Below are 24,578 nucleotides of genomic sequence, written 5' to 3'. Positions count from 1 at the left end.
GGCTTTTTCGTGAATTTCCCAGTGGAATCCTCTTTATTTTGTAATAGGTATCACGCCATCCAAGGCGAATCTCTCAAACTCCAGACCGCTCATCTCTACCTTGTACGTGTCCTGTTTGGGTACCTCGAAAACAATCGAAACAGTCTCCAAATTTTTTGCGATCATAAAATTCTTGTAGTACTGACCTTCTACTCGCAGGTTAATGTCTTCCGGTGCCTTGTTTGGAATGACAATGAACAGCTTCCCTTTGTCGTAATACGCCTTTTCTATATTCAGCTTTTGCTTTTTTCCAAACGGAATACTTTGCGGATATTTGGCATTCAGATCAAGCACGAAGCTTTCCTTAATAGACTTATTGGCAGATACTTCGTCGAAACGGAGCGCGAGTTTACCCGGAGTATCTTCAAAAAAGAGCGACGGCATAAACTGCATCGTATACTTGTCGCTGCCTTGAACCCTGTTAGCAGTGCCATCTCGAACCTGCTCCAGATTCTCATTGATTCGGTCATCCATTGCCGGATATTCCTTTCCATTCCCATCTACCAGCTTCACATTCTCCAAGCGATACAGCTCGAATCCATCCTGCAAAGTAGCTTCCAGCTCCGCTTCCATTATAGTCGGAGAAGCTATTATCTGGTTTACTTTCAGCCTCGTCAACAGGCTGTCTGTTTCTAGCACAGCATCTACTTCTGCATCCGGTTGGATTGCTTTTTCTGCTCCAGTGACGGACCTTGGCAGGGGCAGCAACAGCTTGGCTACCACTTCATCAGCTTCTTTCTTGCGCATATCTACAATTTGCACAGGCAGAACGGGCTTCGTCTGATTCATGAACTCCCGCATTTTTTTGTCGTCAATTCGGTAATTCGGTTTGATGATAAGATAATGTACACCATCGATTAATTGAAAATCTTTCGGAGCATGACCTACTTCATTCAGCTCCCCCAAATCTACACGAAGACTCCCATAAAGCATATCGCTTCTTTTCGATTCATCCGGAATTCGCGCAATCTCCTCCATTTTTTCACCGGAGATTAAAAGCGTAAACGTAATCCGTCTGTGATCGACCATGGCATCCCTGATCTGATAAACAAAACCGTCCTTCTCCAATTTCACCTCAGGCAGAATCGGATACCCGTTCTTCAAAGCATGCATGAAACCTTCATCGGGCTTGACCCATTCAAATACTTTCTGGCCTCGCTCTGCACCAGTCAGTCCCCACAAACTTCCATCAAAGGGCTGAGCAATCTGGAAGAAAAGGGTAGCAGCAACTGCCACTCCGGCTGCCCAAGAGGTTACTTGCCAGCGACGACGATGCTTCTCACGCTGAATTTTTGTGAGTACTTCCTGCTCGAATTTTTCCAAATGAAACGGATATTTTTCACGAACGGATTGCTTTGCTGACTGGCTCCATTCCCTCCACATGCGATCGTCGCTCATCCTTTTACCTCCTTCGACATGGTCTCCTTCAATTGCTTCCTGGCTCGATGCAAACGCGTACGGACGACCTCTTGCGAAACCGATAGAATATCCGACACTTCCGCAATCGACAGGTCTTCGTAATAGTGCAGGAGAATAACCTGTCTGTACTTCGGTGCGAGGGATTGAATGTATGTGACGATCTCTTCCCGCTTCACCCGGTTTAAAATCTCTTCCTCTACCTGATTGTTGGCCTGCCGATTCATCAAATCGCCCAAATGATCATCCATCGTCGGAAAAATGTTGCGGAAGGACCACGACCGAAAATGCTTTTTGCTTTCATTCATCGCGATCTTGTAGAGCCAATGCTTGATCTGTCCGTCCCCGCGGAACTGATCGAGATGCCGATATGCTTGGATAAACACGTTTTGGGTAATATCGTCCGCCAAGGCATGGTTCTTTACCGTGAGACTCACTAGATGAAAAATCTTCTCCCCGTATTGCTGCATTAGCCATTTCAGTCTGGCTTCTCGTGTAACCTCCAGACTCGCTGGCATTATTTCTGCTTCGTTCAACCCGTTCACCTCATCCGTTGATTGCTTGCTAGTAGGTATGATCCGTCTCACGGCAAAAAGGTGACAGAAAATGCAAAAAGAAACCGCTGTGGTTTCCACAACGGCTATTCCTGATCGCTTTACAAAACATGCTGCATCCAAATATTCGGCTCGATATATACCACTTCGTCCTTTTCCACGTTAACCTGCACGGGAACTAATGCGTCTGGAATGATGTACAATCCGGACTCGGGAAATTTCATTCCTGTCCAGCTTTCCCAATCCGTCAAGCTTCCTCTGATCAGCATGGATTCCGGCGCCACCTGCATGATCGTCGCTCCGAGTTTCCAATGCGTGCGCACCCATGGATCAAACGGAGCGTCATCGGTCGTTTTCCACTGAACATACTTGTCCATTGGCGTGAGCGGGTACTTGTGCTTGAGCGATGGACGTACAGGTGCCACCAAGTGCACCAAGCCATTTTCCTTTGCGATATCCTTCATCGCCGTAACCATCTGCTTGCTCAGACCGAGTCCACGATAGCGGGGATCGATGGAGATGGAGAGTGCCGATAACGCGTTTGGCTGTTTTTCTTGGCGATAGTCTTCAATCCCTTGCAGAAAGACATCATCCCAGCCTTTTGGCAGGTCTTCCGCAGTGCCATCCCAATAAAATGGAATCGCATTTCCTACAGCCATCAGCTTGTCAGCCTCATCCGTCAGCATGAATTGATAAGGAGAGAACCAGTCATACAGATGACCGTAATATTCGTTGGCCACTTCATCATTGAGCATGAAGGTAGACCAGCTTGCTTCAATGAGTTCATCAGCTTGATCGTTTAGATCTGATCTTTGTGCGAAAGTGTAGATGTTGTATGACATGCTCGGAATCCTCCTACAACCTCAGATGTCTAGCTTCCCATCTATTCCCTATTCGATTTTCTTCGACATTTTCCTCTTGTGGTGTGTCACACATTGACTTCCAATATGACGAGATTGCCGAGCTGATAGGAAAAAGCGAAGCGAATTGCCGCAAGATCGTTAGTCGAGCGAAAAAGAAAATGGGGATTGACTCAGAGGAACCTCATCTCACCCCAGAGAAAGAGCTCGGCGAAGAGTGGATCAGCCGTTTTCTGTCTGCCCTGGAGCACGGAAATATCGAGACATTGCTCACTCTCCTTGCCACAGATGCGGTATTGCTCTCCGACGGCGGCGGCAAGGTCACGGCAGCCCTGCATCCGATCTTGTCTGGCGAACGCGTGGCTTCCTTCTTACTCGGCTTGATGCGCAGCTTCTCGAAGCGTCCAGAATTCTCTGTAGAGCTCGCACCTTTAAACAACCAGACCGGGTTTGTGATCAGACTAGATGGCAGAACCGACACCGTGGTGTTTTTGCATATCGAACACGGAGTTATTCGTAACCTCTACTTTGTCAGAAATCCTGATAAGCTAAGATTCATAGTGTCGTAATCGGCTCCTAGCATAGCAAACGATTCACACAAGAAAACAAAACCCTCTTTCATTTTATAGTGAAAGAGGGTTTGCTTTTGCGTCACGCGTGCTCTAAAAAAGTGTGGTCAAAATAAGTTTTGAAATTCGGATACAAAAAGATTAGTGATTCTTTCAGTTCGTTGCGTTCTGTATTTTCGTCATCCATTTCAAACAAAATTTCATGGTCAATTTCATAGATTCCACACTTCTCTTCGTCTGGACTTTCTTGTAAATCGATACATCGTATACTTCCGTACTCCGTATCCCATGAAAAAGGAAGGTAGCCTAACTTGCAAAGCAACGGGTTGTACATATTCCGAATACGATCGAATGGCTCATCAATCCCTTGTTCAGGGATGACGTCGAAAAAATGATGATACGTGGAAATGAAGGCTTTATACCACTCCGGAAATTTCAGTCCAAATTGTTCTTCGAGCGAAGCCACATCCTCCTGACTTACGATTGAAGGAACCAGCTTCCATCTGGACCATTCTTCATCGATATCAGCTACCTTCATGACATCAGGGACGCCTGGCCGCATCCATCTACAAAAGCCTTCCTCTGTTACTTGGTTATATCGGGCATAGTAAGCTTCAAAACCATTCTTGATATACTCGTTTCTATCCATATGTAAAGCCTCCTTTTTCCTATAGGTAGTCAGTTCCCCCTTGACACTCCCCATGCCTAAAGGCAGGGGATTCTTGGGTAGTCACTCCTCACGGAGTGAAATTCACCAAGCTATCCCTGTGTGTCCCACAGTTCAGTTGGCTATGCCAACAGTCGAAGTCCTTCTTGCTCAATATTGATGGCTGCGTTTTCGTCACGATCATGCTTCGTACCACATTTCGGGCAAGTCCATTGTCGCAAGTTGAGGTTTTTCACGTCTTTGTTGCGGTATCCACAATGTGGAGTGGAGCAGAGTTGGCTTGAAGGGAATTGCTTCCCGACGATGGAGATCGTTCTACCGTACCATTCCGCCTTATACTCCAACATCATACGAAACATAGACCACGAAGCGTCCGCAATGGATTTCGCCAACTTGTGGTTTTTAACCATATTTTCCACTTGCAAGTCCTCCAAACAAATCACTTGGTTTTCGTTGATCAGCTTGGTTGACAGCTTATGTAGAAAGTCGTTACGGGTATTTGCAATTTTTTCATGGAGCCTAGCTACTTTGATACGTGCTTTGTTACGGTTTTTATTACCTTTTTGTCTGCGGGATTGAATCCGTTGCCACTTTGCCAGTTGTTTTTCATACTTGCGATAGTATTTAGGATTCTCAACCTTCTCTCCATTAGAGAGGATGGCGAAATCCTTGATTCCGAGGTCAATCCCTACAGTCGATCCTACATTTGGGAGTGGTTGATTTTCCGTTTCACATAGAATGGATACAAAGTATTTTCCAGAAGGATTCAGTCTGATCGTAGCCGATAAGATACGCCCCCGGACTTCTCTGGATTTAGCAAACGATACCCATCCCAGCTTAGGAAGTTTGATGCGATTTCCTACTATTTTGATGTTCATCTTGCATGTATAGGATTGCTTTGGGTTCTTCTTACTCTTGAATTTGGGATAGCCTTTTTTCTCTTTGAAAAACTTTTTGTAGGAGGAATCCAAATCTTTTAAGGTTGATTGCAGAGCAGTGGAGTCCACTTCTTTCAACCATTCGATTTCTTTTTTGAGTTGCGTGAGCAAAGCAGAGCAGTCGTTGTAGTTCAGCGTTTTCTTTTCATGTTCGTAGGCGTCATTCCGTTTCGCAAGAAAGTGATTGAATACAAAGCGAGTACATCCAATTGTCTTGTTGATGAGTGTTGCTTGTTCTTTGTTTGGATACAAACGGAATTTGTAGGCTCTATGCAAGTTCAATCACTCCTTTCCTTTTGGGACTCCATGTAATTCTGAATCACATCGAGTTGAACAGTTCCAACAGTCGCAACAAAGTAGGAGTTTGTCCATAGCGAGGGAAGTCTGCTTTTGAGATGTCTAAATTCCATCCACAACACTCTGGATATATAGCCCTTCAAAGATTTTACGACTCGGTGGATTCCGAATTGCGGATCGCATTTGATGAGCAAATGAACGTGGTCTGGCATGATCTCCATTTCAACAATTTCTGTACGAAGTTCTTTTTCCTTTTCAAGAAACAACTCTTTTAATCGAATGTCTACTGGCTCTTTCAAAACCTTTTTACGATACTTCGGACAAAAAACAACGTGATATTTACAGTCAAATACGACATTGTAGTTACTTTCCACCGATCTGTATATGGTTAATTATACCAATTCATTAGATAGAGAAGATATATCTGACAGAGATCGACAAAAAAAGAACTATTTTCGTTTGCTCTTAGCACCCCCTTCAGGGGATGCAGAGCAAAGTGCCTTATATCCCCATAGCTAAAGCAAGGGGTTTTACGGCACGAGTGATAATCGCTTCGTTTCCACGAGTACTTCATCCTCGAATTCCATTTTGTAAATATCAGGCTTGGACATCGTCAATAAAAAATCCAGGTCGTACTGACTGTCAAAGTACCCCATCATCAATGTCATAACGGCACCATGCGTTCCGATTACAACTTTCTGCCCTTTATATTGCTCTACAATTTTTCGCAACGTACTTACCACACGATTCCGACAAATGGTGATGGATTCCCCCTCAGGCAACGAAAAGTCTGGCTCAGTAAACATCTTCTTTACTAATGGATACAATTCGTTATCAGCCATGATTTGATCATTTCCGATAAAAACGAGTTCTCTCAGCTCTTCAAAAACGACGATCTCTTTTCCTACGGACTGGGCTAATTCTTCTATGGTTGCCACTGCCCTTTTATACGGACTTGAAATGAACGAATCTATCCCCTCGTCTTTCAACAATTGCGTAATGATACGGGCATCTGACCTACCTTTTTCAGTCAGTCCTCGTGTTCTTTCGTCCCCTTCGGTTTTTGGTGATTCTCCGTGCCTAACCATATAAATACAGGTTTTCATACCTAACCTCCGTAGAAACTTTTTTCTCCACCTACATCCTTCCTGCAAATATATTACAACAAAAATCCCCTTTCCGGTTTTTACTAGAAAGGGGACACTCTTAAATTTTGAACCGACGCACGATCTCTTCCATCGTTTGCGTCAAGCCGACATTTCTCTCTGAGATAGCCACGATCTGTTGGTTGTTATCCGCGATTATGCGTGATTGCTCCGTAATCGCCTCCACACTGTGGGCACTCTTCTCCATCGAGTTCGTCACTTGCTCCACCACAGTAACGACATTGCTAATCGTTGAATTCAACTCTTCAAAAGACGCACTGAATTCCGCCAGCAACGTATGGAAACGGTGTGCATCCAAATTGTACTTCTCCGATGTTTCCATCATCCTGTCATAATCAGGGCTGACCCGCGTATCGATAAAGTCCAATACGCTCGACGAGTTGGCAGCCAGATTGTCTACGGATTCGCCCGCGACCTGGATAATGCGTTGAATATCTACCACGACCTCAGACGATTGCGTCGCCAGTCTGCGTATCTCATCCGCTACGACAGAAAACCCTCTACCGCTGTCTCCCGCACGTGCAGCTTCAATCGCCGCATTCAATGCCAACAGATTTGTCTGCTCAGAGATTGTGAGTATCGCCCCTGCCAACAGGTTAATTTTTTCCATCGCTTCCTTCGAGTCGGTGATCGCAATTTCCGTTTGCGCCTTTACATCCAGATAGAGGTCTGTCGTCATTTTATCCGCAGCCAATGCATGTTCCCGCAAAGCAGTTGCCCGCGAGCTGACATTCTGTGCGGTCGCAGCCGCTACTTCCGTTCTTTTCGTAATCGAGTGAATGACGGTTTCCATGTCGTTTAAGGTCGCATTCATCTCCTCTGTGGCCGCCATCGTCTCCTGCATATGGGTGAGCAAGATGCCTGTAGCCTCTGCGGTTCCGCTAGACTGCTCGCTTACTTTGCTGGTAGATTGCTTTGCGCTTTGCGCATTTTCAGCGACCGAGCGAGACACAGCTGTCAGCTTGCTCACAACCTCGCTCAATTGCTCACGCATGACAAGGATCGACTGTGCCGTCAATCCAATCTCATCCTGCGTCCCCAGCTCGTTCACCGCTATTTTTTCCCGCAAATCAAATTGAGCCGTCTTCGTAATAATCTCCCTTATTTGATCAATCGGGCGGGTAATCCAGCGACTCAGCAGGAAGGATAGTAGCAACGCTCCTGCCACCGAACATACCAGCTTCCAGACAACGGACTCCAGATTGTCCGCCAGCTTCTGGTTCAGCTCCGTATTGTCATACACAATCTTGATGACGCGTGATCGGCTGAGATCATTGGGATCTTTGCCCAGCTTGTACGGGACGAGGCGATAAGTGAGATCTTTCTCCTCTGTTTTTTCACGAAACTCTCTAATCTCTTGCGATTGGTATGCTTGGGTAAAAAACGGCAAGTGACTATCGGTCACCCGCAAGGCTTTCCCGTCGCTCCCCGTTCTCCCCAAAGCATAACCATCATGAGAAAAGACCAGAATGTCTTTTACCATGTCGTATTTCTCCGTGATCGCCTGTGACACAGCCAAGAAATTAAAGGTCTGGAAAAGAGCGCTATCCTGTAAATTCACACTGACTTCAAACAGGTACCTATGATCAGACGTAGGGAGATAAGCGAACTTCTTGATTTTACCCGTATTGACGGCAACCTCCATGCCATCTGCAGAAAACTCATTGCCATCCATCCGCTTTTTCAACAGCTCCGTAAATGCCCCGGCATTGCTAAAATCAAGCCCCACATCGGTTTTGACGCTAGAATGAGCGACCTTGATATTTCGGTCAATGATGAAAATATCCATCCCATACTGCTCACGCAGGGCTGCATAGTCCCACGTCCCCACCGCTGGATTTTTCCGATAGTTGTTCGTTAACACCTGCAGTGTTTGCTGCATGCGGGTTTCCATGTCTTTCTCAAAAACACCGTATGCCATATCCACATTCTTCACTGCATTCGTGACATGATCCTCTACCAGCTGGTACTGTACCGCTTGGCCAGAAATAATATTCGCCTTGAACTGAACATAGTCAATAATAGACAACACAATGGCTACCAGCATCGTAAATAAAGAAATCATCAAGGTAAGCTTAGTACGAAAAGACATCCACATTCGTTTCATAAGTCTGCTCCAAGAAGTTATTTTTTTAACATAACTTAACATAATTTACCACATCTTAACTTGTCAATCCTTTCAGGAGTTTACTGTATTTTGGCAATATACACACTAAGATTTACCATTAACACCGTGCTTATAGTGTCAATGAACACCGTATGAACTTATGCCCCAAACCGCACTGCACCGCCATTTGTTATGTTAAAATCGGCACGAACAAAGAAGTACAAAACGTATGTAGGAGGACACCCACATGCAAAATCGTCAAAACGAAATTATTATTCCTGAAAATCCTGTTTCACACTTCCTGTTCACCAGTACGAAATCTGCTGCGATCTGGTTGATTATCAGATTGTATGTCGGCTATTCATGGATTACTGCTGGATGGAAAAAAATCCAGTCCGATAGCTGGACTGGAGATGCGGCTGGCGGAGCGATTCAAGGTTTCGTAAAAGGCTCCTTGGCAAAAGCAGCCGAAGGAAAGGACGTAACCGGGTGGTACGCCTGGTTCCTGGAAAACGTCGTATTGCCAAATGCTAAGGTATTCGGCTTCTTCGTCGCTTATGGTGAGGTACTCGTCGGACTCGGCCTGATCCTCGGATGCCTGACAGGGATCGCAGCGTTTTTCGGCGGTTTGATGAATGTCAGCTTTCTGTTCGCAGGAACGGTCAGCACCAACCCACTCCTTTTTATTTTTGCCACTTGGCTCGTTTTGGCTTGGAAGGTTGCGGGCTGGTATGGTCTTGATCGCTGGGCGCTTTCGTATCTCGGAACACCTTGGACGAGAAAACCGCGCGATGGTGTTTTGCCGATGAACAAGTAATCCTAGCTTTCCTCTTGGATGACAAAGCCACCTTTTGCGGGTGGCTTTTGTTGTCCCTTCGGATCAATAGTTATTTGAGTCACGGACAAATTGTATGAATTTATTCCGACTGGAAACCGTGATTTTTGATGAATATTTATACATTGTGTTGAATGACTGTCTGATTGCTGTGCATTATTCTTTTGAGGAACTATAAATTTTCTTATTTTTCTAATAATTAAACAGGAGGACTGTATGAACAAGTGGCTACTAGGCATTTCTACTGCTGTTTTGTTATTTAGTCTCTCAGTCGGCTGTAGCTCAAAACCCGCCGACAATATTCAATCCCCTCCAGCGGAAGCAACAGCAAAGCCTACTACCTCAGAGCCAATGGTCTTGCAATGGAGCATCACCGGGGAACCGTCTACGATGGATGCGGGCATTGCAACAGATTCAACCTCAATGGACATGATCAACCTCGCCTTCGAAGGACTGACCAGCGTCGACCGTCAAGGCCAGATGATCAACGCCATCGCGGAGAGCTACACGAATACTCCTGACTTCACTCATTTTACGTTTACTATTCGAAAGGACGCCAAATGGAGCAATGGCGACCCTGTTACCGCTCACGATTTTGAGTACGCCATCAAGCGCAATCTCGACCCCAAAACCGCTTCCGGCTATGCGTATCAGCTCTTCTATATCAAAGGGGGCGAGGAATTTTACTCCGGAAAAGGCAAGCAAGAAGACGTCGGGGTAAAGGCAAAGGACGACTACACACTAGATTTCACCTTGCGCTCACCAACACCGTTCTTCCGCGAATTGACCTCATTCACTACCTACTACCCGCTTCATAAAAAGACCATCGAGAGCAATCCCCAGTGGGCAACAGAAGCGAAAACGATTGTCGGCAACGGCCCGTTTATCATGGATAAGTGGGAGCACAAGTCCAAGCTCACCTTCAGCAAAAGCCCTACTTATTGGGACAACGCCAACGTCAAGCTCGATCAGATAAATATTGTCATCATCGAGGATAACAACACCGCCATGTCCATGTTTGAAAATGGCGATCTGGATTGGGGTGGCTACCCTTCCTTTGGCTTGTCGCCGGATGCGGTCGGTCAGATCAAGAAAGAGGGCAAGCTGCTCGTCGCAGATAACCCAGGTACCAAAGCCGTCATCTTCAATACAAAGAAACCCCCTTTTACCAACAAAAATATTCGCCAGGCGTTTTCGTATTCGATCAATCGACAGCAATTGGTGGATAATATCCTACAGACTGGTGTTCAGCCCGCTTATGGCTGGGTTCCCGTTTCCATGGGGTTGAATCCGGACGGCTACTTTAAAGAGGATGTGGCCAAGGCCAAGCAGCTTTTGGCAGAAGGCATGGAAGAGCTCGGGCTGACTCAATTCCCTAAAGTCACGTACTACTACGACACCGGAGAAACGGACAAAAAGTTGGCTCAAGCACTCCAGGACGAATGGAAGAAAACACTGGGGGTCGACATAGACATTCGCAACTCAGAATGGAAAGTGTTCAACGAGGATGTCCAAAATGGCAAGTATGACTTCGGTATCTGGCAATGGGGAGCCGATTTCAACGACCCGATCAATTTCCTCGAGATGTACAAGGACTTGGGTGGCAACAACGTCGTTCGCTTCGAGCACAAGGAATACCGCGATATGCTCGATAAGAGCTACTATGAGACCGACGAGAAAAAGCGCAAGCAACTGCTGTTTTACGCTGAAAGAATTCTCATGGAAGAAATGCCGCTGGCACCGCTGCACTTCCGCGGCAATGCTTATGTGAAAAACGACAAGGTGAAGGATTTTGTGATCTTCCCTCTCGGCGGTTCCTACTTTAAATACGCGTATATTGAAAATTAATAGAGCGCGGGCATCCTCTCTATGCGAAACAGATAGAGAGATGCCCGCGCTTCGATCATAAATACCGAGCGATCATCCGAACTAACTTTGCAGGAAACTCATGTAAATTGGTAATATCCAAAAATCTTTCATTCCCATAGATCTCACTTATCACATCCTTGTCTTGACCGATTGCGGCTGCAAGAAAGGTAACTCCTTTTCGCTCATATTCCTGGATGGTCTGTTTCATATCTGTAACGGCATAACTTCCGGTATAGTCATCCATTGCTTTCGGTTGTCCGTCACTTATGCTAATCAGCAGTTTTGTCTTTTGGCGGGAAGTGGCTAATCGTTCCGCCATAATTCTAAGAGCCATGCCATCGCGATTATTACTTCTCGCATGAATTCTCATTAACCTGAAGCGATCATTGGCATCCGCTTTATCAAAGTCGGCATAGGCAAAGATCGACATTTGCTCCAATCTGGAAACATCCGCCGTATCACCGTAGATCAAAATGGGAATATGACAAAGCTGACAATATTCATATACGGCGATCACTGCTCGTTTTGCTGCTTCTAATCTCCCGTACGCTGACATCGATGCGGATTCATCAATCCTAAGACCAACCACAAGGGAAGGGGATTCAGTTGGAGGACGTTTCTTGGCAAAATACTTGTAATCCTTGTAAGCAACGCTGTCTGCTTGAAATTTGCTGCCATAGTAACGATTCCTCGCAAAGTCGGAAGATATCTCATGTTCCAGATACGGAAGTGTCTTTCTGGCAATCTCTTGCACGATAGGCATGAGCCCCTGACAAAGCCGGACATATTCCTGCTGGTTTTCCTCATCGTAATCTGGACGGTGAACAATGAGCTTTACTTTTTGATGAATCGAATCGGAAATGGCCTCTCTTGCCTCTCGATTCAGCTTTTTGCGGAAATCGCGTTCCTTTTGTTTCGCTTCCTCTGACATGGATTCAGGATTTGCCTGATGATAATTAGGAGAGCCATCTTCACCCAATCCTGAACGTTCCATATGGGTAGAATCATTATCAGAGACACGGGAAGAGCTTTCGTCACCATCGGCAGATTTTTTCAAGGCGATTCCCTTTTCCTCTATCTGGTTGTCTTCGCTAAAACCAGTGTCGTCGATATCTCCCCATGTCCTGATCTCTATGGCATCGTCAGATTTTCGTTTTTTTTTACCCCAATCTCGGCTTCTTCCAAGCTGGCAAACAAACCATGATTTTTTAGTGCTTCTTCCAGAAGTTTTATTTCTTCCGAATCGGTTGTTATCTTGTAGATGACCTTATGATAGAGGGATTCTTTTGCGGAAGCTCCTCCGGCAATCGCATCCGCCCAGTAGAAAAAGGACCGCATTCCAGCCACGCCCTTGATCGCATTGGCCCGCGCAGTTCTGTCTAAAACCATAATTATGTCCGCTAAAATACTCAACATCTTTCTATCTTGAAAACTGGTTTTGGCTATTACGCGTTCGATCATGGTTTCTTTGGTCGGCAGGTCCATCTTTTCCGTATGCTGAACCCTGTCGCGCAGCGCTTCGTTTAACGGTCTGGTTCCCGCATAACTGCGGTTTGTTGTGATAACCGCGATGAAGTCCGGGTGCCTGCGTATGATCTCGGTGGGAAGATTGATACTGCCATCCAGCTCCAAGGCAGAGTTTAATGCCATTAACACCGCCGCATCACGAATCACGTTTGGTTCTTGAATTTCCAGCAGATAACCCTTTTGATAGGCTCTCACGATTTCAGAAGGATAAAATCGGTACTCAATCGCTTCGCCATCGGTATTTTCCACTGCACGCTTCAGTAATTGCTTCATCTTTAAGGCAGCCTGTTCCTGTGTAATCCCCAGTGCATCCATCAAAATTTCAGATAGGCTAAAAAACCCATCGCTTTCATATATTGCTTTCCATACCGTTTGCTCGGCAGGCTCCATTTTCTCTAAACGTTCAGAAGAAATGACCGGCAAAATAGCGCCAATAATATCCGATTTATCCATATCAGCAAAGCAAGTCACTTTCGTATACGGCAGCCCGAAATGAGCGGATAATGCCTTGGCTAGTTGTGTTTTACCTGAACCAGCGTCACCTTCTAACAATAGATTGGCGATTTTCATTTCCCCGCGATGCCAGTTGCGTTTGATTTCTTTGCGAATGCGCTCTTCTTCCTCACTGACCTTATGAGTGGAAGGCTTTTTCCAAACAAGCTCTTTTTCTGCATCCGTCAGTTGTCTTTCGGGTGACAAATGATCATTTTCATTTTCAATCATCACATTTCTCCTCCCCTCATAGTGCTGGGTCCTTCACATCTTTGCTCCTTTTCTCAACAAGAAGAGGAAGCAGCAAAGCCGCACCGATCATAATCAATACCCCGCTCACCACATATACCGCAACTAGGGATAACGTCTCCTTTAAATAGCCGGATATAAACATGCCAATCACCATCATCCCCATAAAAACAGGCGTGATCGTACCAGATACCCGGCCCATAAATGCCCCTTCTGTGTTCCGGACAAGTAGCGTCTGGATTCCGCTTTGAATACAAGGGAAAAAGAAACCGCTGATCACTAAGAGAACAATCATCAACCAAATCGTTGTGGTAGCCCCTATTACCATCGTGCAAACGGCAGAGACAAGCAAGCCTATCATGAGCAACATCTGTGGCCTTACCTTTTTGGCTATCCCGATGATGAGAGCCCCTCCTGCCAACATGGCTGCCCCATTGGCCATAACCAACCACTGCAAAAATTGTTTGTCCTGTCCCAAATTCTCTATGACAAGGAAGAGTTGAAGCGGCTGTGTCAGACCTGATGCCAATCCGACAGCGAAGAAAGTCAAACAGAGAGTTCGTAAGGATTGATTGGACCGGATATAGCGCAGTCCGGCCTTCAGCTCCTCTATGAAGCCGCCGGCATCCTCAGACTTCGGTTCCTCCGCGTCACGGGGAAGCGTCGCTAAGATAAGGGAAGACCCTAGGAACAGAACGGCCGTCAAAATCAGAGAGACTGTGATTCCAAACTGGATGAAAATAAACGTGCCGATGACCGGACCTAAAACCGTAAAGACAGCGACAAGCGTTTGGGACATAGCCATCGCGCCCTGCAGTTGTTCAGCTGGCACATGACGTTTGTACAGTTTCATGGCCGAGGGCTGAGAAAACTGAGACAGGCTGGCGGAAATAAAGGTTCCGATGAGCAGTGCTATCCATCCCCCATTCATGAGGGTAAGCAGCACAGCCCCGACGGACATGGCAGACAGCAGATCGCTCCAAACCATTGTCCGCTTCGGTCGCCATCGGTCAGCAAAGGTTCCGCCAATCAGGCCGAATAGAAAAATGGGGGCGAATTCCGCAACCGAAATCAGTGATACATAAACCGAATTATTATTCGTCCATTCGCTAACGAAAAGAAGAACGGCATAATTCCGAATCCAAATCCCCAAATGCAGCAGCACGCGGGAGAGGACAATCGTTCGAACATACACATTGGAAAACATTTCAATACCCCATATCCTTTACTAGTTTTGATAAGGTACGCAGACGCTCGCTGATCATCTCATCGTCGTTGCTCAACGCTTGGCTGAACAGCTTAATGTCTTCATGAAGACGCTCATTGTCCGTACATATCGCCACGTTCATGGCATCTCCTTGCAGGGCAACCCGGTCGATGATGGGCTCCTTGGGGTCATAATAATGCTCATATCTGTATGCGTCGCGAAAATGGGCCAAAGACCGACAAATCAGTATGGACATATCAAGAACGCGATGGAGGGGCAGTTCCTCCGACTGTTGTGACCATTCTTCTCCCGTGTATCTCCATACCTTGGCAGATAGATCGACCTTTCGTCTGGAGTTGCCCTCTACCACTCCCAGAGAAAGTGCTTTCGCATCTGTGTTCCTGGCGAATCGGCCATCAATAAGCTCATAGTTATCCGACACCACAACAGGCTTATGGTTCAAGTTCGTCGGTATTTTCATTTTCGTTCCCTCTTTTCGTTTGATTATTGTTCTTTCTTTTTTTCCTGGTGGTATCCGTGCTCTCCGTATGGCTGGAGCTGGTCGAGCCATTTTTGTTCCAGTTTCTTCAGGGCATCCTTTTCATCAAAGTATCCGTCTTCCTTCTTCTTCAAAACCTCCAACACTTCAAAGACGAATGCCTCTTCTCCGTACTCATTCCAATCCTGTTGAAGCTGCTTGTTTATATGCGAACCCATTTTGAGAGTGAACAGCTTTCCGTTCATCGTCTTGAGGTTGCGGGTGGCGCTGATCCAGATTTTTTGGTTTTGCGTGTTTTTGATCTGATACACCCCTGCCTGCGTTTCCGATTCTTTATACAGTTGTTTTAGTTCTTCTCGATTCATCGTTTCTCCCTCACTTTTCACTGGCTACGAATGTAGTTACATATAAACAAAAACGGTTTTTGTTTATTATTTAATAAACATAATGATTCATTGTCTTGCAGTTGTCAAGTGCACAAAAAAACACCGGAACGTGTCCGGTGCCTAAAATCTCTACCAAACAATAGAGAAAAATGTCTACTCTTATGCTTGTTAGCTGGATGAAAAACAGTTCGTATGCGACAACCTGCCCCTTCTATAGCGTTTTCACCATATAATAGCGATCGTTTCCACTCCCATATTCCGCAATTCGTGTCTCGATAACTTCAAAGCCTGCTTTTTGATAAAGTCCGACTGCTCCAGTATTATCTGGGCTTACGGTCAGGCAAATCTGACGAAACCCATCCTCACGCAGCTGCTCCAGCAATCGGTTCAAGAAAGAGAACCCATACCCCATCCCTTTGCGATCTGCTCGGATGTAATACCCGTACATGTAGCATTTGTCCGGCTGACGAAAATCCCTCAAGAGCTGGCATACCCCGACAGGACACGCCTCCTCTGCTTCCATGAAAAGTGCAACGCAGCCATGTCTCGCGAGTGGTACGAGCACCCATTCATCAATCGCTCCATGTACGCCAAAAGCCTCCTGCTCCATTGCCTTGATCATCTGAAGCTGGCTTTCTGTCAATGCCTCGACGATTTCTACGCGTGTATTTTGCATCCCAGTCATCTCCCTATACGGGTTGCCGCTTCTCCTCGATGACCTGCTCTGACTTAACTGTTATGTCGGCAAGCACCGCTTCGTCTAGCTCTACACCTAACCCTGGCTGATCTGACACGACAATTTGACTCCCGTGAACCATAAGCCGAGCTACGTCCCGCGAAATGATCGCCGGCCCTGCCAATTCGTTGGAAATGATATTCTTTTTCGCAAGTGACAAATGGGCACCAGCAGCACTGCCAATCGAAGACTCCAGCATCGAACCAATCTGACACTCCATCCCGGCCATCTCCGCCTGAATCACCAATTTGAGAGCAGGATATATCCCTCCACTTTTCATCAGTTTGATGTTTACTTTATCTGCCGCTTTCTTCGCGATGACTTCTCGCATTTCCTTCGTCCCGTGCAGTCCCTCGTCTACCATGATTGGAATTGTTGTTTGCCTGCGAATTTCCGCGAGAGCATCGAGATCATCAGCCAAGACAGGCTGCTCCATCCAATCAATGTGACACTCTTCAATTTGCTTCAACAAGAGCAGGGAATTGGAACGATTCTCCCATCCTTGATTGGCATCCACCCGCAGCTTTATGTCAGGGCCAACTGCCTGCCGAACAGCCCGGATTCGCTGGATATCTGTCCGAAGATCAGCCCCCACCTTTATTTTGATCGAGTCATACCCAGCTTCGATTGCTTGCTTAGCTTCAGCTGCCATGACCTCTGGCTCTAAAATGCTTAACACGTATGGGAAGGAAAGAGTCGTGTGATATTTTCCGCCCAAGAAATGATAAACAGGTTGACCAGCCTCCTTGCCCATCAGATCATAGCAAGCAATATCGATGGCGGCTTTTGCTGCTGGGGCTCCCCAAACAGTTTGGTTCATCTTCTCATGGATTCTCTCGATATCAAACGGATTCTCACCAATCACAACAGGCGCCAGGTTATGAACGAGCATCGCATAGGTGGACTCCCACGTCTCTCCTGTGACATTTTGATCCGGTACCGCTTCACCTAGTCCGACCAGACCATTGTCTGTCTGCACTTTTACAATAATGGACGGCATATCCTCATATGAGGCGTACGCGATAATAAATGGGCGTTTTAGCGGCAGCTTAATGGCATGAACCATTACAGACGTTATTTTCATACTCGACTCCCCTCCGTAGCTGCTACTCGTGGAATGATTCGATAATAAAGAGACATGGCTATTACAGTGCCGTCCTCGCCTTTTACAAAGCCAACTGTCAGCTCTCTCCCCTCTCTATCGGTGATAAATTGATGCTCTCCAATTGGTCGCAATGGATCGTTCAGTTGTTTTCCACCAAACGCATCCGACGTTTTATCTATCATCATCAGGACACCCTCTACCACATATACGATGATATCCATTCCTTCCCCACTAACGTATCGACCTACATACTCTTCTAATTGGGCAGTAGGGACGCTGTATGTCTCGAATTGGTACTGTGGGGTATTCAATGGACGCCCTTCTATGGCATGCAGTGCTGTCAATGTTGCTTTTTCGACGGGGCTTCCGATCAAATTGGCCAAAGCCATGGATGTAATACCCCGCTCCGGAACAATCGCTAAATGAGCGGCGACACCTTTGATCGCTCCACCGTGCTTGATCAAGGTACCCCCATAATAGTCGGGTTGAATGGATAAGCCATACCCGTAATACCTGCTGTAGCTGTTCTCGACATGCGGATAGATCATTTGTTTGACGCTCTCCTCGGATAAAATCCGTTCCTTACCTACGCATCCTCCCGTACGAAATATTTCAGCGTAGTTCAACATGTCATCTACTGTTGAATTTAAATGTCCTGAGGCGGCTACTAATAATCCGTCCTCCCACAGTGGATCAGGATAAATCTCAGACACGCCATTATTCTCTTTAAAATGGTAGATGGTGGTGACGTCCGGCAGGTGAGGCAGTTCGCTCAGAAGGAAGGTGCTGCTTGGCATGTCTGCAGGTTCCAAAATATGTTCTTTGACATAAACGTCATACGACTTCCCACTCACTCTGGCTATGACCGCTCCCAGGAGAGAATAGCAATCATTCGAATAGCTGAACAATTGTCCTGGAGAGCCCACCAGCTCGTATTCTGCCAGAGCAAGAGCTTCCATCAGCTCTTCGAACGTGTAGATCGGTTTCTGGTACTCCTTTTTCAAGTAACGGTGAATCGGGTTATCCTCGTCTGGCATGTCATCGAACATGGAATTGCGAATCGCCAGGTTATCAATCGGCAGCGGCGGTATGCCCGACGTGTGGGTCATAAAATGGTGGATTGTCATCTGCTCTGTTTTTTTACGATCAGGGGTACGAAATTCAGGTAGGTATTTGATGACAGGATCATGAACAGAGAGCTTCTTCGCTTCCTGTAGTTGCATGATCGCCATACATGTAAAAGACTTTGTAACGGAGGCCAAGCCCATCACGGTATCAGGAGTGATTTCGAGCTCCTTTTCACGATCACGATAGCCAAAGCTTTTGCGAAACAGGCTCTGCCCATTCAGATTCACACCCATGACGAAGCCCGGAACTCTGCCTTCCTTCATTTCTTTTTCCACTAGTTCTTCCCACTCTACTAACCAGCCTTGCTGTCTCATTTCTTCCACCTCTTTCGAATGTTGTATCGCCATGCCCTACTCATTCACCCACATGTCTTGAATAATCAAGGATGCTAATGGATTTGGCTTGATACCTTGAATCCGGTTATTGACGACCACGAATGTTTTTGCGGAATAGAGCGGAATCCAACAGGCCTGTTCCACGACTCTTTTTTGAATGTCTGCAAAAACCTGCTGCCGCCGTGCTTGATCTGTTGTCGTTCGCCCTTTATCTAGCAGGTTATCGAGCTGTTGATCACTGAGGCGAAAGAAATTCAAGCCCCCGATCTGACTCGAATGCAGTAATAAGCTCAAAATATCTGGATCAACGCTGCCATGACCCGTTGAGAATAAATCGAACTCGCCCTTTAGTGCCTGTTCATGAGCTGTCGCCGATTCATACTTTTGGATTTGCAATGCGACACCAATCTCTTTGAACATACTTTGTACCAACTGATGCCCGGGATTTGTATCTTCGATGAGCATCGTCAGGCTGAGCGTTTTCCCATCCTTTTCCCTGATCCCTTGCGCGTTTGGGCTCCATCCTGCTTCATCCAGCAGTTGTCTGGCTTGCTCCGCATTGTACTTGTAGCCGTATTGCTCTACTGCCGCATCGTATCCGATCATCGTAGGCGGGATCGGTCCGTAGACAGGCACCCCCTCTCCTTGCAAATCCGCTATGATCAATGCGTCTTTGTTGATCGCCAGGTTCAGTGCCTTTCTCACGCGGACATCCTGCAAGATCTCATTTTCCAGATTCATCCCAATAAAGTTCTCTGAAGGCGGCATTCCTTCCAACACAGTAAAATCTTTGTGATCCTTGTACTTCTTCGCGTCTTTTGGCGGTACAGCTGCTATATCAATCGTCCCACTGTCGAGAGCAGCCATCATGGTCTGGTCGTCTTGAATAAATTTCAGAACGAACTTGTCAGGTCTCACAGGTCCTTGATTTTCAGCAAAAGGAGATGCCCACTTATACTCGTCGTTTCGTACCAGTGTGATCGATTCGCCTGTTTTCCAGCTTTCGAATTTCCATGGACCTACCCCAACAGGATTGCGTCCCAGCTCGTTTCCGTATTTGTCTCGTGCCTCTATAGAAATGGGTTGCTGGTAGCCGCCATATGATAAGTTAGAAAGTAAGGGAGCGGAGGGCTCATCCAAATGAAAGATCAATGTGGAGTCATCAGGAGCTGAAATGGATTTGATCGCAGATACATCCGGTCCCGTAACCGGTGAGGCTGTTTTCGGATCGAGTGCACGTTCATAGCTTTTCTTAAAAACTTCTGCCGTGAGTGGTGTTCCATCATGAAACTTCATGCCAGGACGTATCTTGAACGTCATGGTCTTGCCATCGTCCGAGATCGTGTACGATTCAGCGAGATGTGGCTTCAACTCAAACGTAAAGGGATCGAGGATCAGCAAGGCTCCCCCCAACAGGCCCCCAACAAAATTTCCCGCTGGCATTGACGTCTTTTGCGGGTCCAGCGTATCTGGCTCCATCTGGTAACCCATGGTGATCGTCCCTCCCTTTTTGGGCTGGGAGTTTTTTGCTGGTTGACTTGCTTGCTTCTCGTCTGTAGTCGGAGTGGGAGCAGAGCTGCAGCCAACTATGGAAAAGACGAGTACACACATGAGTAAAACGTTGCGTATTTGGCCCTTTAATCTCTCGGATAGCATGTTGCACCCTCCTTTTTCGAGTCATTTCCATTCGAAGTATGCTCGCGTCGGTATATAGTCGCTAATTAGATCGGATTGTTTCTTAGTTGAGGAATGTGGGGGTCCCGGACTTCCTTCGCAAACGGGAAAACCGGGACAGGTTGATATTACATGAGGAGAGTCATGGATGATTAAGGCGATACACAGCCCGCGGGCGTCCTTGCTGATACGGCTGCTCTTCTCCGACAACCTCTACGACCTGATGCTCGATCAGCTTTTTCAAGGTTCTTTCTGAGCTGCGGCGACTGATCTGGAGGTACTCGGCTAAATCGGAAGCGGTGAAGCGGTTATCGCGGCGAAGCTTGACATACTGCATGATTTTCGTGATCGTAGCGACACTTGCGCCAGTCTTCTCCGCGATCTCCAGCACTTCCTTGTTCTCGCTTTTTAATTGGAACGTCTTCGATTCGTTATTCAGCGGACCGATCACTTCTTTTTCATCCGTCACCAAATACGCACTGCTTTCATTTGTTTTCTTGGCATGATAAATCGCAATGCGTGCGTTTGCTTCGGCCTCTTTCGCGGTTAGGCCAAAGCCAAACCCGATGGCAACCGTCACTTTGGCAAGCAGATCGACATTGCTCACTACTTGCATGATCTTCCCGTATTCAATCATTTGCTCGATGCTGCCTCTCGTGCCATAGATGATAAATTGATCCAGTCCCAGTTTTTGAATGGAAGCGTCCGTCTCTTTGACCAGCTCCAGCAGCTCTTGCAGTAAAACAATCGTCGCGTCCTGCCATTGTGTTTCTACTGGTGGACCATCATTTTGCTGGATCGCAGCAATTCCCACAGCTATCTGCGAATTTTTGCTAATTTTCAATTGACCATAAGCAATGGCTTGATTGACGGCGTCACGAATATTTTTGTCGGGACCGATGAGTGATGCGGAGGGGATGTTCATCTCACGTAATCGACTGTATACGTAGTCAACGCCAGTCAAAGCAAAATGGCTCCTTTTCTGTTCCCAGTGCTCCTTGTGGAACTGGATAATCTCCTCCACGTCAAATCTCGTCCCGCCTTCTTCAATAATCTCACTGTAGTCCTTTACATACCAAGTCGTAGAAGTAATGCCCGATTCTTCAGCAACCTTCTCCATATACTCCGCTTTTGGCAAATCTATCGAGATGCGGTCCAGTCCTCCTGGTACGTTCAGCAAGGTATGAAACAAAGAGAGGGAAATGGTATATTCATCGATCGGGATGTACACCGCAGGCAGCTTCTTTTGCCCTACCTTTTCCTTGGCAAAAAAATAAGGAAGTGGTCCAGCAAAAAGCAGCACGTCGCAGTCATGGATTTGATCAAGCAACGCAGCACTCTCTTTTGGGTTCTGGTATGTATACGAAGTCAGTTGGATGCAATCGATGGATTGGGTATGCTTCAAGATCCTTGGCAAAAATTCTTCCGAAGAGATTACCGCTATCGTGATGGTCAATGTTCCACTCCCTCATCTCTCTATGATTTCCATACGTCCTTGAACACGCGAATAAAGTTTTTGCCCAAAATACGCTCAATCGCTTCATCCTTGTACCCTCGTTTGGCAAGGGCACGCACAAGCTCTGGAACCTGGGTATGTCCTTTTACCACATCAAAATCCTTGCGCCCTGCTTGGATAAACACATCGGGGGATTCGTATTTCATAAATGGCTCGATGATGTCCAGTCCCAGTCCGACGTGTTCAACTCCAACCAGCTTCACGATGTGATCGACGTGGTTGATCATGTGCTCGATATCAGCCTGGTCGTCTGTGTCCGCTACGAACAGATTGACGCCATTGAGGCCGATTACGCCGTTGGTGAATGCGATTGCCCTGATTTGCTCATCCGTCAGATTGCGCATGGAGCTTGCTAATGTCCGGCAATTGGAATGGGAAGCGATGACGGGCTTACGTGCTACCTCGATTAGATCCCAGAACCCTTCGTCATTTAGATGGCTCACATCAATGATGATCCCCATATCTTCTGCCTCTTCGACGACGCGGATGCCGAACTCGGTGAGCCCGCCCTTACGCCCTTCCCGTACCGGACTAAAATGACTGCCATCTCCAAGGAAGTTCCGCCTGCTCCACACGAGACCCAAAAGGCGCACCCCCAGCTCGTAAAAAACACGGAGCATACTCAGATCATTATATAACGGCTCCGCGCCTTCCAGAGAGAGCACAAAACCAATTTTCCCCATTCGTTTCGCTGTCTCGATGTCTTCCACACTTTTGCAAACCATGATTTTCTCAGGCGATTCATCAGCCTCTGCGTGCAACGCGCTGATTTGTTGCAGTGCTTTTCTCAAGCCCATCTCCGGCAGGAATTTGTTGTCGATATAAATGGCGGCGACAACTGTATGCACCCCGCCCGCCACGAAATCAGGTACGTAATCCGATTCTATTACTTTTCGCCTGCCATGCTCGCGTTGAATAGCGACATCCAGCAAAAGGTCAAAATGCGCGTCGATTCCATGTGTCATGCCTCATGCTCCTCCTGTTCTTTCAGGTTTTCCGGGTTAAGTGGTGCAAGCTCCGGTAAAAGAAAGCGTCCGTCTCTGCGAATCAAATGGTCATCGAACCAAATCTCACCGCCACCGTACTCCGGGCGTTGAATCATGACCATGTCCCAGTGGATGTTTGATTTGTTACCGTTGGATGCCTCGTCATAGCATTGTCCCGGGGTAAAGTGGAAGCTGCCGTCGATTTTTTCATCGAATAAAATATCCTGCATGGGCTCCCGAATGACCGGGTGAACCCCCAATGCAAACTCCCCAATGTACCGGGCACCTTCATCCGTATCCAAAATGTTGTTCAAGCGCTCCGTATCATTGGCCGTGGCGTGAACGATCTTCCCGTCCACAAACTCCAATCGTACCTTTTCAAAGGTAAAGCCTTGGTAAGGCGAAGGTGTGTTAAACGTGATGACACCGTTCACTGAATCACGCACAGGGGCCGTAAATACTTCACCGTCTGGTATGTTGTATTGACCCGGACATAGAATCGCGGGAATACCTTTGATTGAGAAGGTCAGCTCTGTGCCAGGTCCCGTGATTTTCACGCGGTCCGTTCGCTCCATCAGCTCCTTGAGCGGCAGCATTGCTTTTGCCATTTTGGCATAATCCATCGTGCAGACATCGAAGTAGAACTGTTCAAATGCTTCTGTGCTTTTATTCGCCAGTTGGGCCATGGAAGGCGTCGGATAGCGAAGATAGACCCATTTCTTTTTGAGACGCACGATACTTACTTCTTTGGAAAAGGACGTAGCCAGCTTCATCTGCTCATCCGGGATATCAGACATTTCGTTGATGTTCAACCCACCCTCGATGATGATACACGCTTGCATTTTTTCCATCCGCTCTTTATCCATCTCTGCCCCTAAACGGAATTGCTCCTCTGTTCCCGCTAACAATAACTGACGGCTAATCGAGGATGCACGCAGATTCACAAAGGAATGTCCGCCTGCTCGCGAAACGGCTTTGACAAGCTCCTTTATCAGAGCGGCGTCCACCTCCATCGCATCGATTGCAGATGTTAAAAGAGAGGAAGGTAACCTTAGAGAGAAGGAGCGGAGAGATCGCGTGCAATACTTACGCGAAATTGAAAACGATCCACTCCTAAAGAGTAGTTATAAGAAGCAAATGGTTGAAGGAATGACACGTCCTACACCTCCTTCTTCAGAAGCAACCTCGCTGATTCCTACCTTAGTTGATCACTTGAGCAAACTTCAACAAAAGCCAATTGAGGTACATTCAAACAATAATTTACATGTCACTGTTGAAGACAATCGAGCTGTTCAAGTGCATATGGAGGGTATTTCAAACTATGCCTCACGAACGTATAACGATCGAACTTTAACGCCGCAACAAACAGTAAAAATGAGGCAATTAGAATAAAGTCGAATTCTGTCGGAATATATAGAATG

General features: G+C 46.8%; 24 protein-coding genes. 4 read left to right on the top strand and 20 right to left on the bottom strand.

Annotated features, from left to right (window positions below; translation table 11 throughout):
- Nucleotides 1-33 precede the first annotated feature (33 nt).
- Genes E8L90_RS27210 through E8L90_RS27200 form a run of 3 tightly spaced genes read right to left on the bottom strand, consistent with a single transcriptional unit; the run spans nt 34 to nt 2,851 of the window.
- Entirely contained in the window at nt 34-1,437 is a 1,404-nt protein-coding gene (locus E8L90_RS27210; protein ID WP_137032396.1) for a hypothetical protein, read from the bottom strand.
- Nucleotides 1,434-2,090, bottom strand: coding sequence for a sigma-70 family RNA polymerase sigma factor (locus E8L90_RS27205; protein WP_244297413.1), 657 nt, complete (start codon nt 2,088-2,090; stop codon nt 1,434-1,436). Before E8L90_RS27205 ends, E8L90_RS27210 begins: the two co-directional genes overlap by 4 nt.
- A 20-nt stretch (nt 2,091-2,110) precedes the next feature.
- Nucleotides 2,111-2,851 carry a GNAT family N-acetyltransferase gene (locus E8L90_RS27200; protein WP_137032394.1) on the bottom strand — a complete coding sequence of 247 codons (741 nt, stop codon included), beginning with the start codon at nt 2,849-2,851 and terminating at the stop codon, nt 2,111-2,113.
- 83 nt (nt 2,852-2,934) lie between these two features.
- On the opposite strand from E8L90_RS27200, the gene E8L90_RS27195 reads away from it, so the two are divergent.
- Complete coding sequence (locus tag E8L90_RS27195) at nt 2,935-3,438, top strand: sigma-70 family RNA polymerase sigma factor family protein (protein WP_244297411.1); 504 nt, start codon at nt 2,935-2,937, stop codon at nt 3,436-3,438.
- 82 nt (nt 3,439-3,520) lie between these two features.
- Here the strand turns inward: E8L90_RS27195 and E8L90_RS27190 are convergent, their stop codons facing one another.
- The 5 genes from E8L90_RS27190 to E8L90_RS27170 all read right to left on the bottom strand — a co-directional run bounded on the left by E8L90_RS27190 (nt 3,521) and on the right by E8L90_RS27170 (nt 8,613).
- Entirely contained in the window at nt 3,521-4,087 is a 567-nt protein-coding gene (locus tag E8L90_RS27190) for an SMI1/KNR4 family protein (RefSeq protein WP_137032392.1), read from the bottom strand.
- A 140-nt stretch (nt 4,088-4,227) separates the two neighbouring features.
- Nucleotides 4,228-5,319, bottom strand: coding sequence for an IS200/IS605 family element RNA-guided endonuclease TnpB (gene tnpB / locus E8L90_RS27185; protein WP_137032390.1), 1,092 nt, complete (start codon nt 5,317-5,319; stop codon nt 4,228-4,230).
- 2 nt (nt 5,320-5,321) lie between these two features.
- The gene (tnpA, locus tag E8L90_RS27180; RefSeq protein WP_137032388.1) at nt 5,322-5,726 is read right to left on the bottom strand and encodes an IS200/IS605 family transposase; all 405 of its coding nucleotides are present in this window, start codon (nt 5,724-5,726) and stop codon (nt 5,322-5,324) included.
- A gap of 144 nt (nt 5,727-5,870) precedes the next feature.
- Nucleotides 5,871-6,446 (bottom strand): histidine phosphatase family protein, encoded by a 576-nt coding sequence (locus tag E8L90_RS27175; protein WP_137032386.1) that lies wholly within the window; start codon nt 6,444-6,446, stop codon nt 5,871-5,873.
- Between the two features lie 100 nt (nt 6,447-6,546).
- A complete protein-coding gene (locus tag E8L90_RS27170; protein WP_137032385.1) occupies nt 6,547-8,613 on the bottom strand; it encodes a methyl-accepting chemotaxis protein in 2,067 nt (688 codons plus the stop codon).
- Between the two features lie 247 nt (nt 8,614-8,860).
- Between E8L90_RS27170 and E8L90_RS27165 the strand changes: the two genes are divergently transcribed.
- Together E8L90_RS27165 and E8L90_RS27160 are read left to right on the top strand one after the other, a co-directional pair.
- On the top strand, nt 8,861-9,430 hold the full coding sequence (locus E8L90_RS27165; protein WP_137032383.1) for a DoxX family protein: 570 nt from the start codon (nt 8,861-8,863) through the stop codon (nt 9,428-9,430).
- A gap of 234 nt (nt 9,431-9,664) precedes the next feature.
- On the top strand, nt 9,665-11,296 hold the full coding sequence (locus tag E8L90_RS27160; protein ID WP_137032381.1) for a peptide ABC transporter substrate-binding protein: 1,632 nt from the start codon (nt 9,665-9,667) through the stop codon (nt 11,294-11,296).
- A 55-nt stretch (nt 11,297-11,351) separates the two neighbouring features.
- On the opposite strand, the gene E8L90_RS27155 is transcribed toward E8L90_RS27160, so the two are convergent.
- From E8L90_RS27155 to E8L90_RS27100, 12 genes are all read right to left on the bottom strand, one after another.
- Nucleotides 11,352-12,374 (bottom strand): vWA domain-containing protein, encoded by a 1,023-nt coding sequence (locus tag E8L90_RS27155; RefSeq protein ID WP_137032379.1) that lies wholly within the window; start codon nt 12,372-12,374, stop codon nt 11,352-11,354.
- 74 nt (nt 12,375-12,448) lie between these two features.
- Nucleotides 12,449-13,567, bottom strand: a complete 1,119-nt coding sequence (locus tag E8L90_RS27150; protein ID WP_137032377.1) for an AAA family ATPase — start codon at nt 13,565-13,567, stop codon at nt 12,449-12,451.
- 16 nt (nt 13,568-13,583) lie between these two features.
- Entirely contained in the window at nt 13,584-14,792 is a 1,209-nt protein-coding gene (locus E8L90_RS27145; RefSeq protein WP_137032375.1) for an MFS transporter, read from the bottom strand.
- A 1-nt stretch (nt 14,793) separates the two neighbouring features.
- Nucleotides 14,794-15,273 (bottom strand): DUF6530 family protein, encoded by a 480-nt coding sequence (locus E8L90_RS27140; protein ID WP_137032374.1) that lies wholly within the window; start codon nt 15,271-15,273, stop codon nt 14,794-14,796.
- A 23-nt stretch (nt 15,274-15,296) separates the two neighbouring features.
- Complete coding sequence (locus tag E8L90_RS27135) at nt 15,297-15,656, bottom strand: GIY-YIG nuclease family protein (protein ID WP_137032372.1); 360 nt, start codon at nt 15,654-15,656, stop codon at nt 15,297-15,299.
- Nucleotides 15,657-15,888: 232 nt separating this feature from the next.
- Nucleotides 15,889-16,353, bottom strand: coding sequence for a GNAT family N-acetyltransferase (locus E8L90_RS27130; RefSeq protein ID WP_137032370.1), 465 nt, complete (start codon nt 16,351-16,353; stop codon nt 15,889-15,891).
- A gap of 13 nt (nt 16,354-16,366) precedes the next feature.
- Nucleotides 16,367-17,497 carry a mandelate racemase/muconate lactonizing enzyme family protein gene (locus tag E8L90_RS27125; protein WP_137032368.1) on the bottom strand — a complete coding sequence of 377 codons (1,131 nt, stop codon included), beginning with the start codon at nt 17,495-17,497 and terminating at the stop codon, nt 16,367-16,369.
- The gene (locus E8L90_RS27120) at nt 17,494-18,993 is read right to left on the bottom strand and encodes a serine hydrolase domain-containing protein (protein ID WP_244297409.1); all 1,500 of its coding nucleotides are present in this window, start codon (nt 18,991-18,993) and stop codon (nt 17,494-17,496) included. The genes E8L90_RS27125 and E8L90_RS27120 overlap by 4 nt, the downstream gene beginning before the upstream one ends.
- 3 nt (nt 18,994-18,996) lie before the next feature.
- Entirely contained in the window at nt 18,997-20,637 is a 1,641-nt protein-coding gene (locus E8L90_RS27115) for an ABC transporter substrate-binding protein (RefSeq protein ID WP_137032366.1), read from the bottom strand.
- A gap of 160 nt (nt 20,638-20,797) precedes the next feature.
- Nucleotides 20,798-22,111: a helix-turn-helix domain-containing protein gene (locus tag E8L90_RS27110; RefSeq protein ID WP_137032364.1), complete on the bottom strand. Its 1,314-nt coding sequence runs from the start codon at nt 22,109-22,111 to the stop codon at nt 20,798-20,800.
- Between the two features lie 20 nt (nt 22,112-22,131).
- Nucleotides 22,132-23,136 carry a dipeptidase gene (locus E8L90_RS27105; protein WP_137032362.1) on the bottom strand — a complete coding sequence of 335 codons (1,005 nt, stop codon included), beginning with the start codon at nt 23,134-23,136 and terminating at the stop codon, nt 22,132-22,134.
- Nucleotides 23,133-24,254, bottom strand: coding sequence for an aminopeptidase (locus E8L90_RS27100; protein WP_137032361.1), 1,122 nt, complete (start codon nt 24,252-24,254; stop codon nt 23,133-23,135). The genes E8L90_RS27105 and E8L90_RS27100 overlap by 4 nt, the downstream gene beginning before the upstream one ends.
- Between E8L90_RS27100 and E8L90_RS27095 the strand changes: the two genes are divergently transcribed.
- On the top strand, nt 24,235-24,549 hold the full coding sequence (locus E8L90_RS27095; RefSeq protein ID WP_137032359.1) for a hypothetical protein: 315 nt from the start codon (nt 24,235-24,237) through the stop codon (nt 24,547-24,549). The two genes, E8L90_RS27100 and E8L90_RS27095, sit on opposite strands and share 20 nt — an antisense overlap.
- Nucleotides 24,550-24,578 lie beyond the last annotated feature (29 nt).

The sequence above is a fragment of the Brevibacillus antibioticus genome, from assembly GCF_005217615.1.
Classification (GTDB): domain Bacteria; phylum Bacillota; class Bacilli; order Brevibacillales; family Brevibacillaceae; genus Brevibacillus; species Brevibacillus antibioticus.
The sequence above is the reverse complement of the archived record's forward strand: the minus strand, read 5'-3'. Positions and strand labels throughout refer to the sequence as shown.

Excerpts from the sequence above, each read along its gene's own strand:
- E8L90_RS27125 (WP_137032368.1), bottom strand. The coding sequence starts at position 17,497 with ATGAAAATAACGTCTGTAATGGTTCATGCCATTAAGCTGCCGCTAAAA.
- E8L90_RS27140 (WP_137032374.1), bottom strand. The coding sequence starts at position 15,273 with ATGAAAATACCGACGAACTTGAACCATAAGCCTGTTGTGGTGTCGGAT.
- E8L90_RS27170 (WP_137032385.1), bottom strand. The coding sequence starts at position 8,613 with ATGAAACGAATGTGGATGTCTTTTCGTACTAAGCTTACCTTGATGATT.
- E8L90_RS27135 (WP_137032372.1), bottom strand. The coding sequence starts at position 15,656 with ATGAATCGAGAAGAACTAAAACAACTGTATAAAGAATCGGAAACGCAG.
- E8L90_RS27150 (WP_137032377.1), bottom strand. The coding sequence starts at position 13,567 with ATGATTGAAAATGAAAATGATCATTTGTCACCCGAAAGACAACTGACG.
- E8L90_RS27145 (WP_137032375.1), bottom strand. The coding sequence starts at position 14,792 with ATGTTTTCCAATGTGTATGTTCGAACGATTGTCCTCTCCCGCGTGCTG.
- E8L90_RS27120 (WP_244297409.1), bottom strand. The coding sequence starts at position 18,993 with ATGGCGATACAACATTCGAAAGAGGTGGAAGAAATGAGACAGCAAGGC.
- E8L90_RS27190 (WP_137032392.1), bottom strand. The coding sequence starts at position 4,087 with ATGGATAGAAACGAGTATATCAAGAATGGTTTTGAAGCTTACTATGCC.
- E8L90_RS27130 (WP_137032370.1), bottom strand. The coding sequence starts at position 16,353 with ATGCAAAATACACGCGTAGAAATCGTCGAGGCATTGACAGAAAGCCAG.
- E8L90_RS27175 (WP_137032386.1), bottom strand. The coding sequence starts at position 6,446 with ATGAAAACCTGTATTTATATGGTTAGGCACGGAGAATCACCAAAAACC.
- E8L90_RS27165 (WP_137032383.1), top strand. The coding sequence starts at position 8,861 with ATGCAAAATCGTCAAAACGAAATTATTATTCCTGAAAATCCTGTTTCA.
- E8L90_RS27105 (WP_137032362.1), bottom strand. The coding sequence starts at position 23,136 with ATGACACATGGAATCGACGCGCATTTTGACCTTTTGCTGGATGTCGCT.
- E8L90_RS27210 (WP_137032396.1), bottom strand. The coding sequence starts at position 1,437 with ATGAGCGACGATCGCATGTGGAGGGAATGGAGCCAGTCAGCAAAGCAA.
- E8L90_RS27160 (WP_137032381.1), top strand. The coding sequence starts at position 9,665 with ATGAACAAGTGGCTACTAGGCATTTCTACTGCTGTTTTGTTATTTAGT.
- E8L90_RS27115 (WP_137032366.1), bottom strand. The coding sequence starts at position 20,637 with ATGCTATCCGAGAGATTAAAGGGCCAAATACGCAACGTTTTACTCATG.
- E8L90_RS27200 (WP_137032394.1), bottom strand. The coding sequence starts at position 2,851 with ATGTCATACAACATCTACACTTTCGCACAAAGATCAGATCTAAACGAT.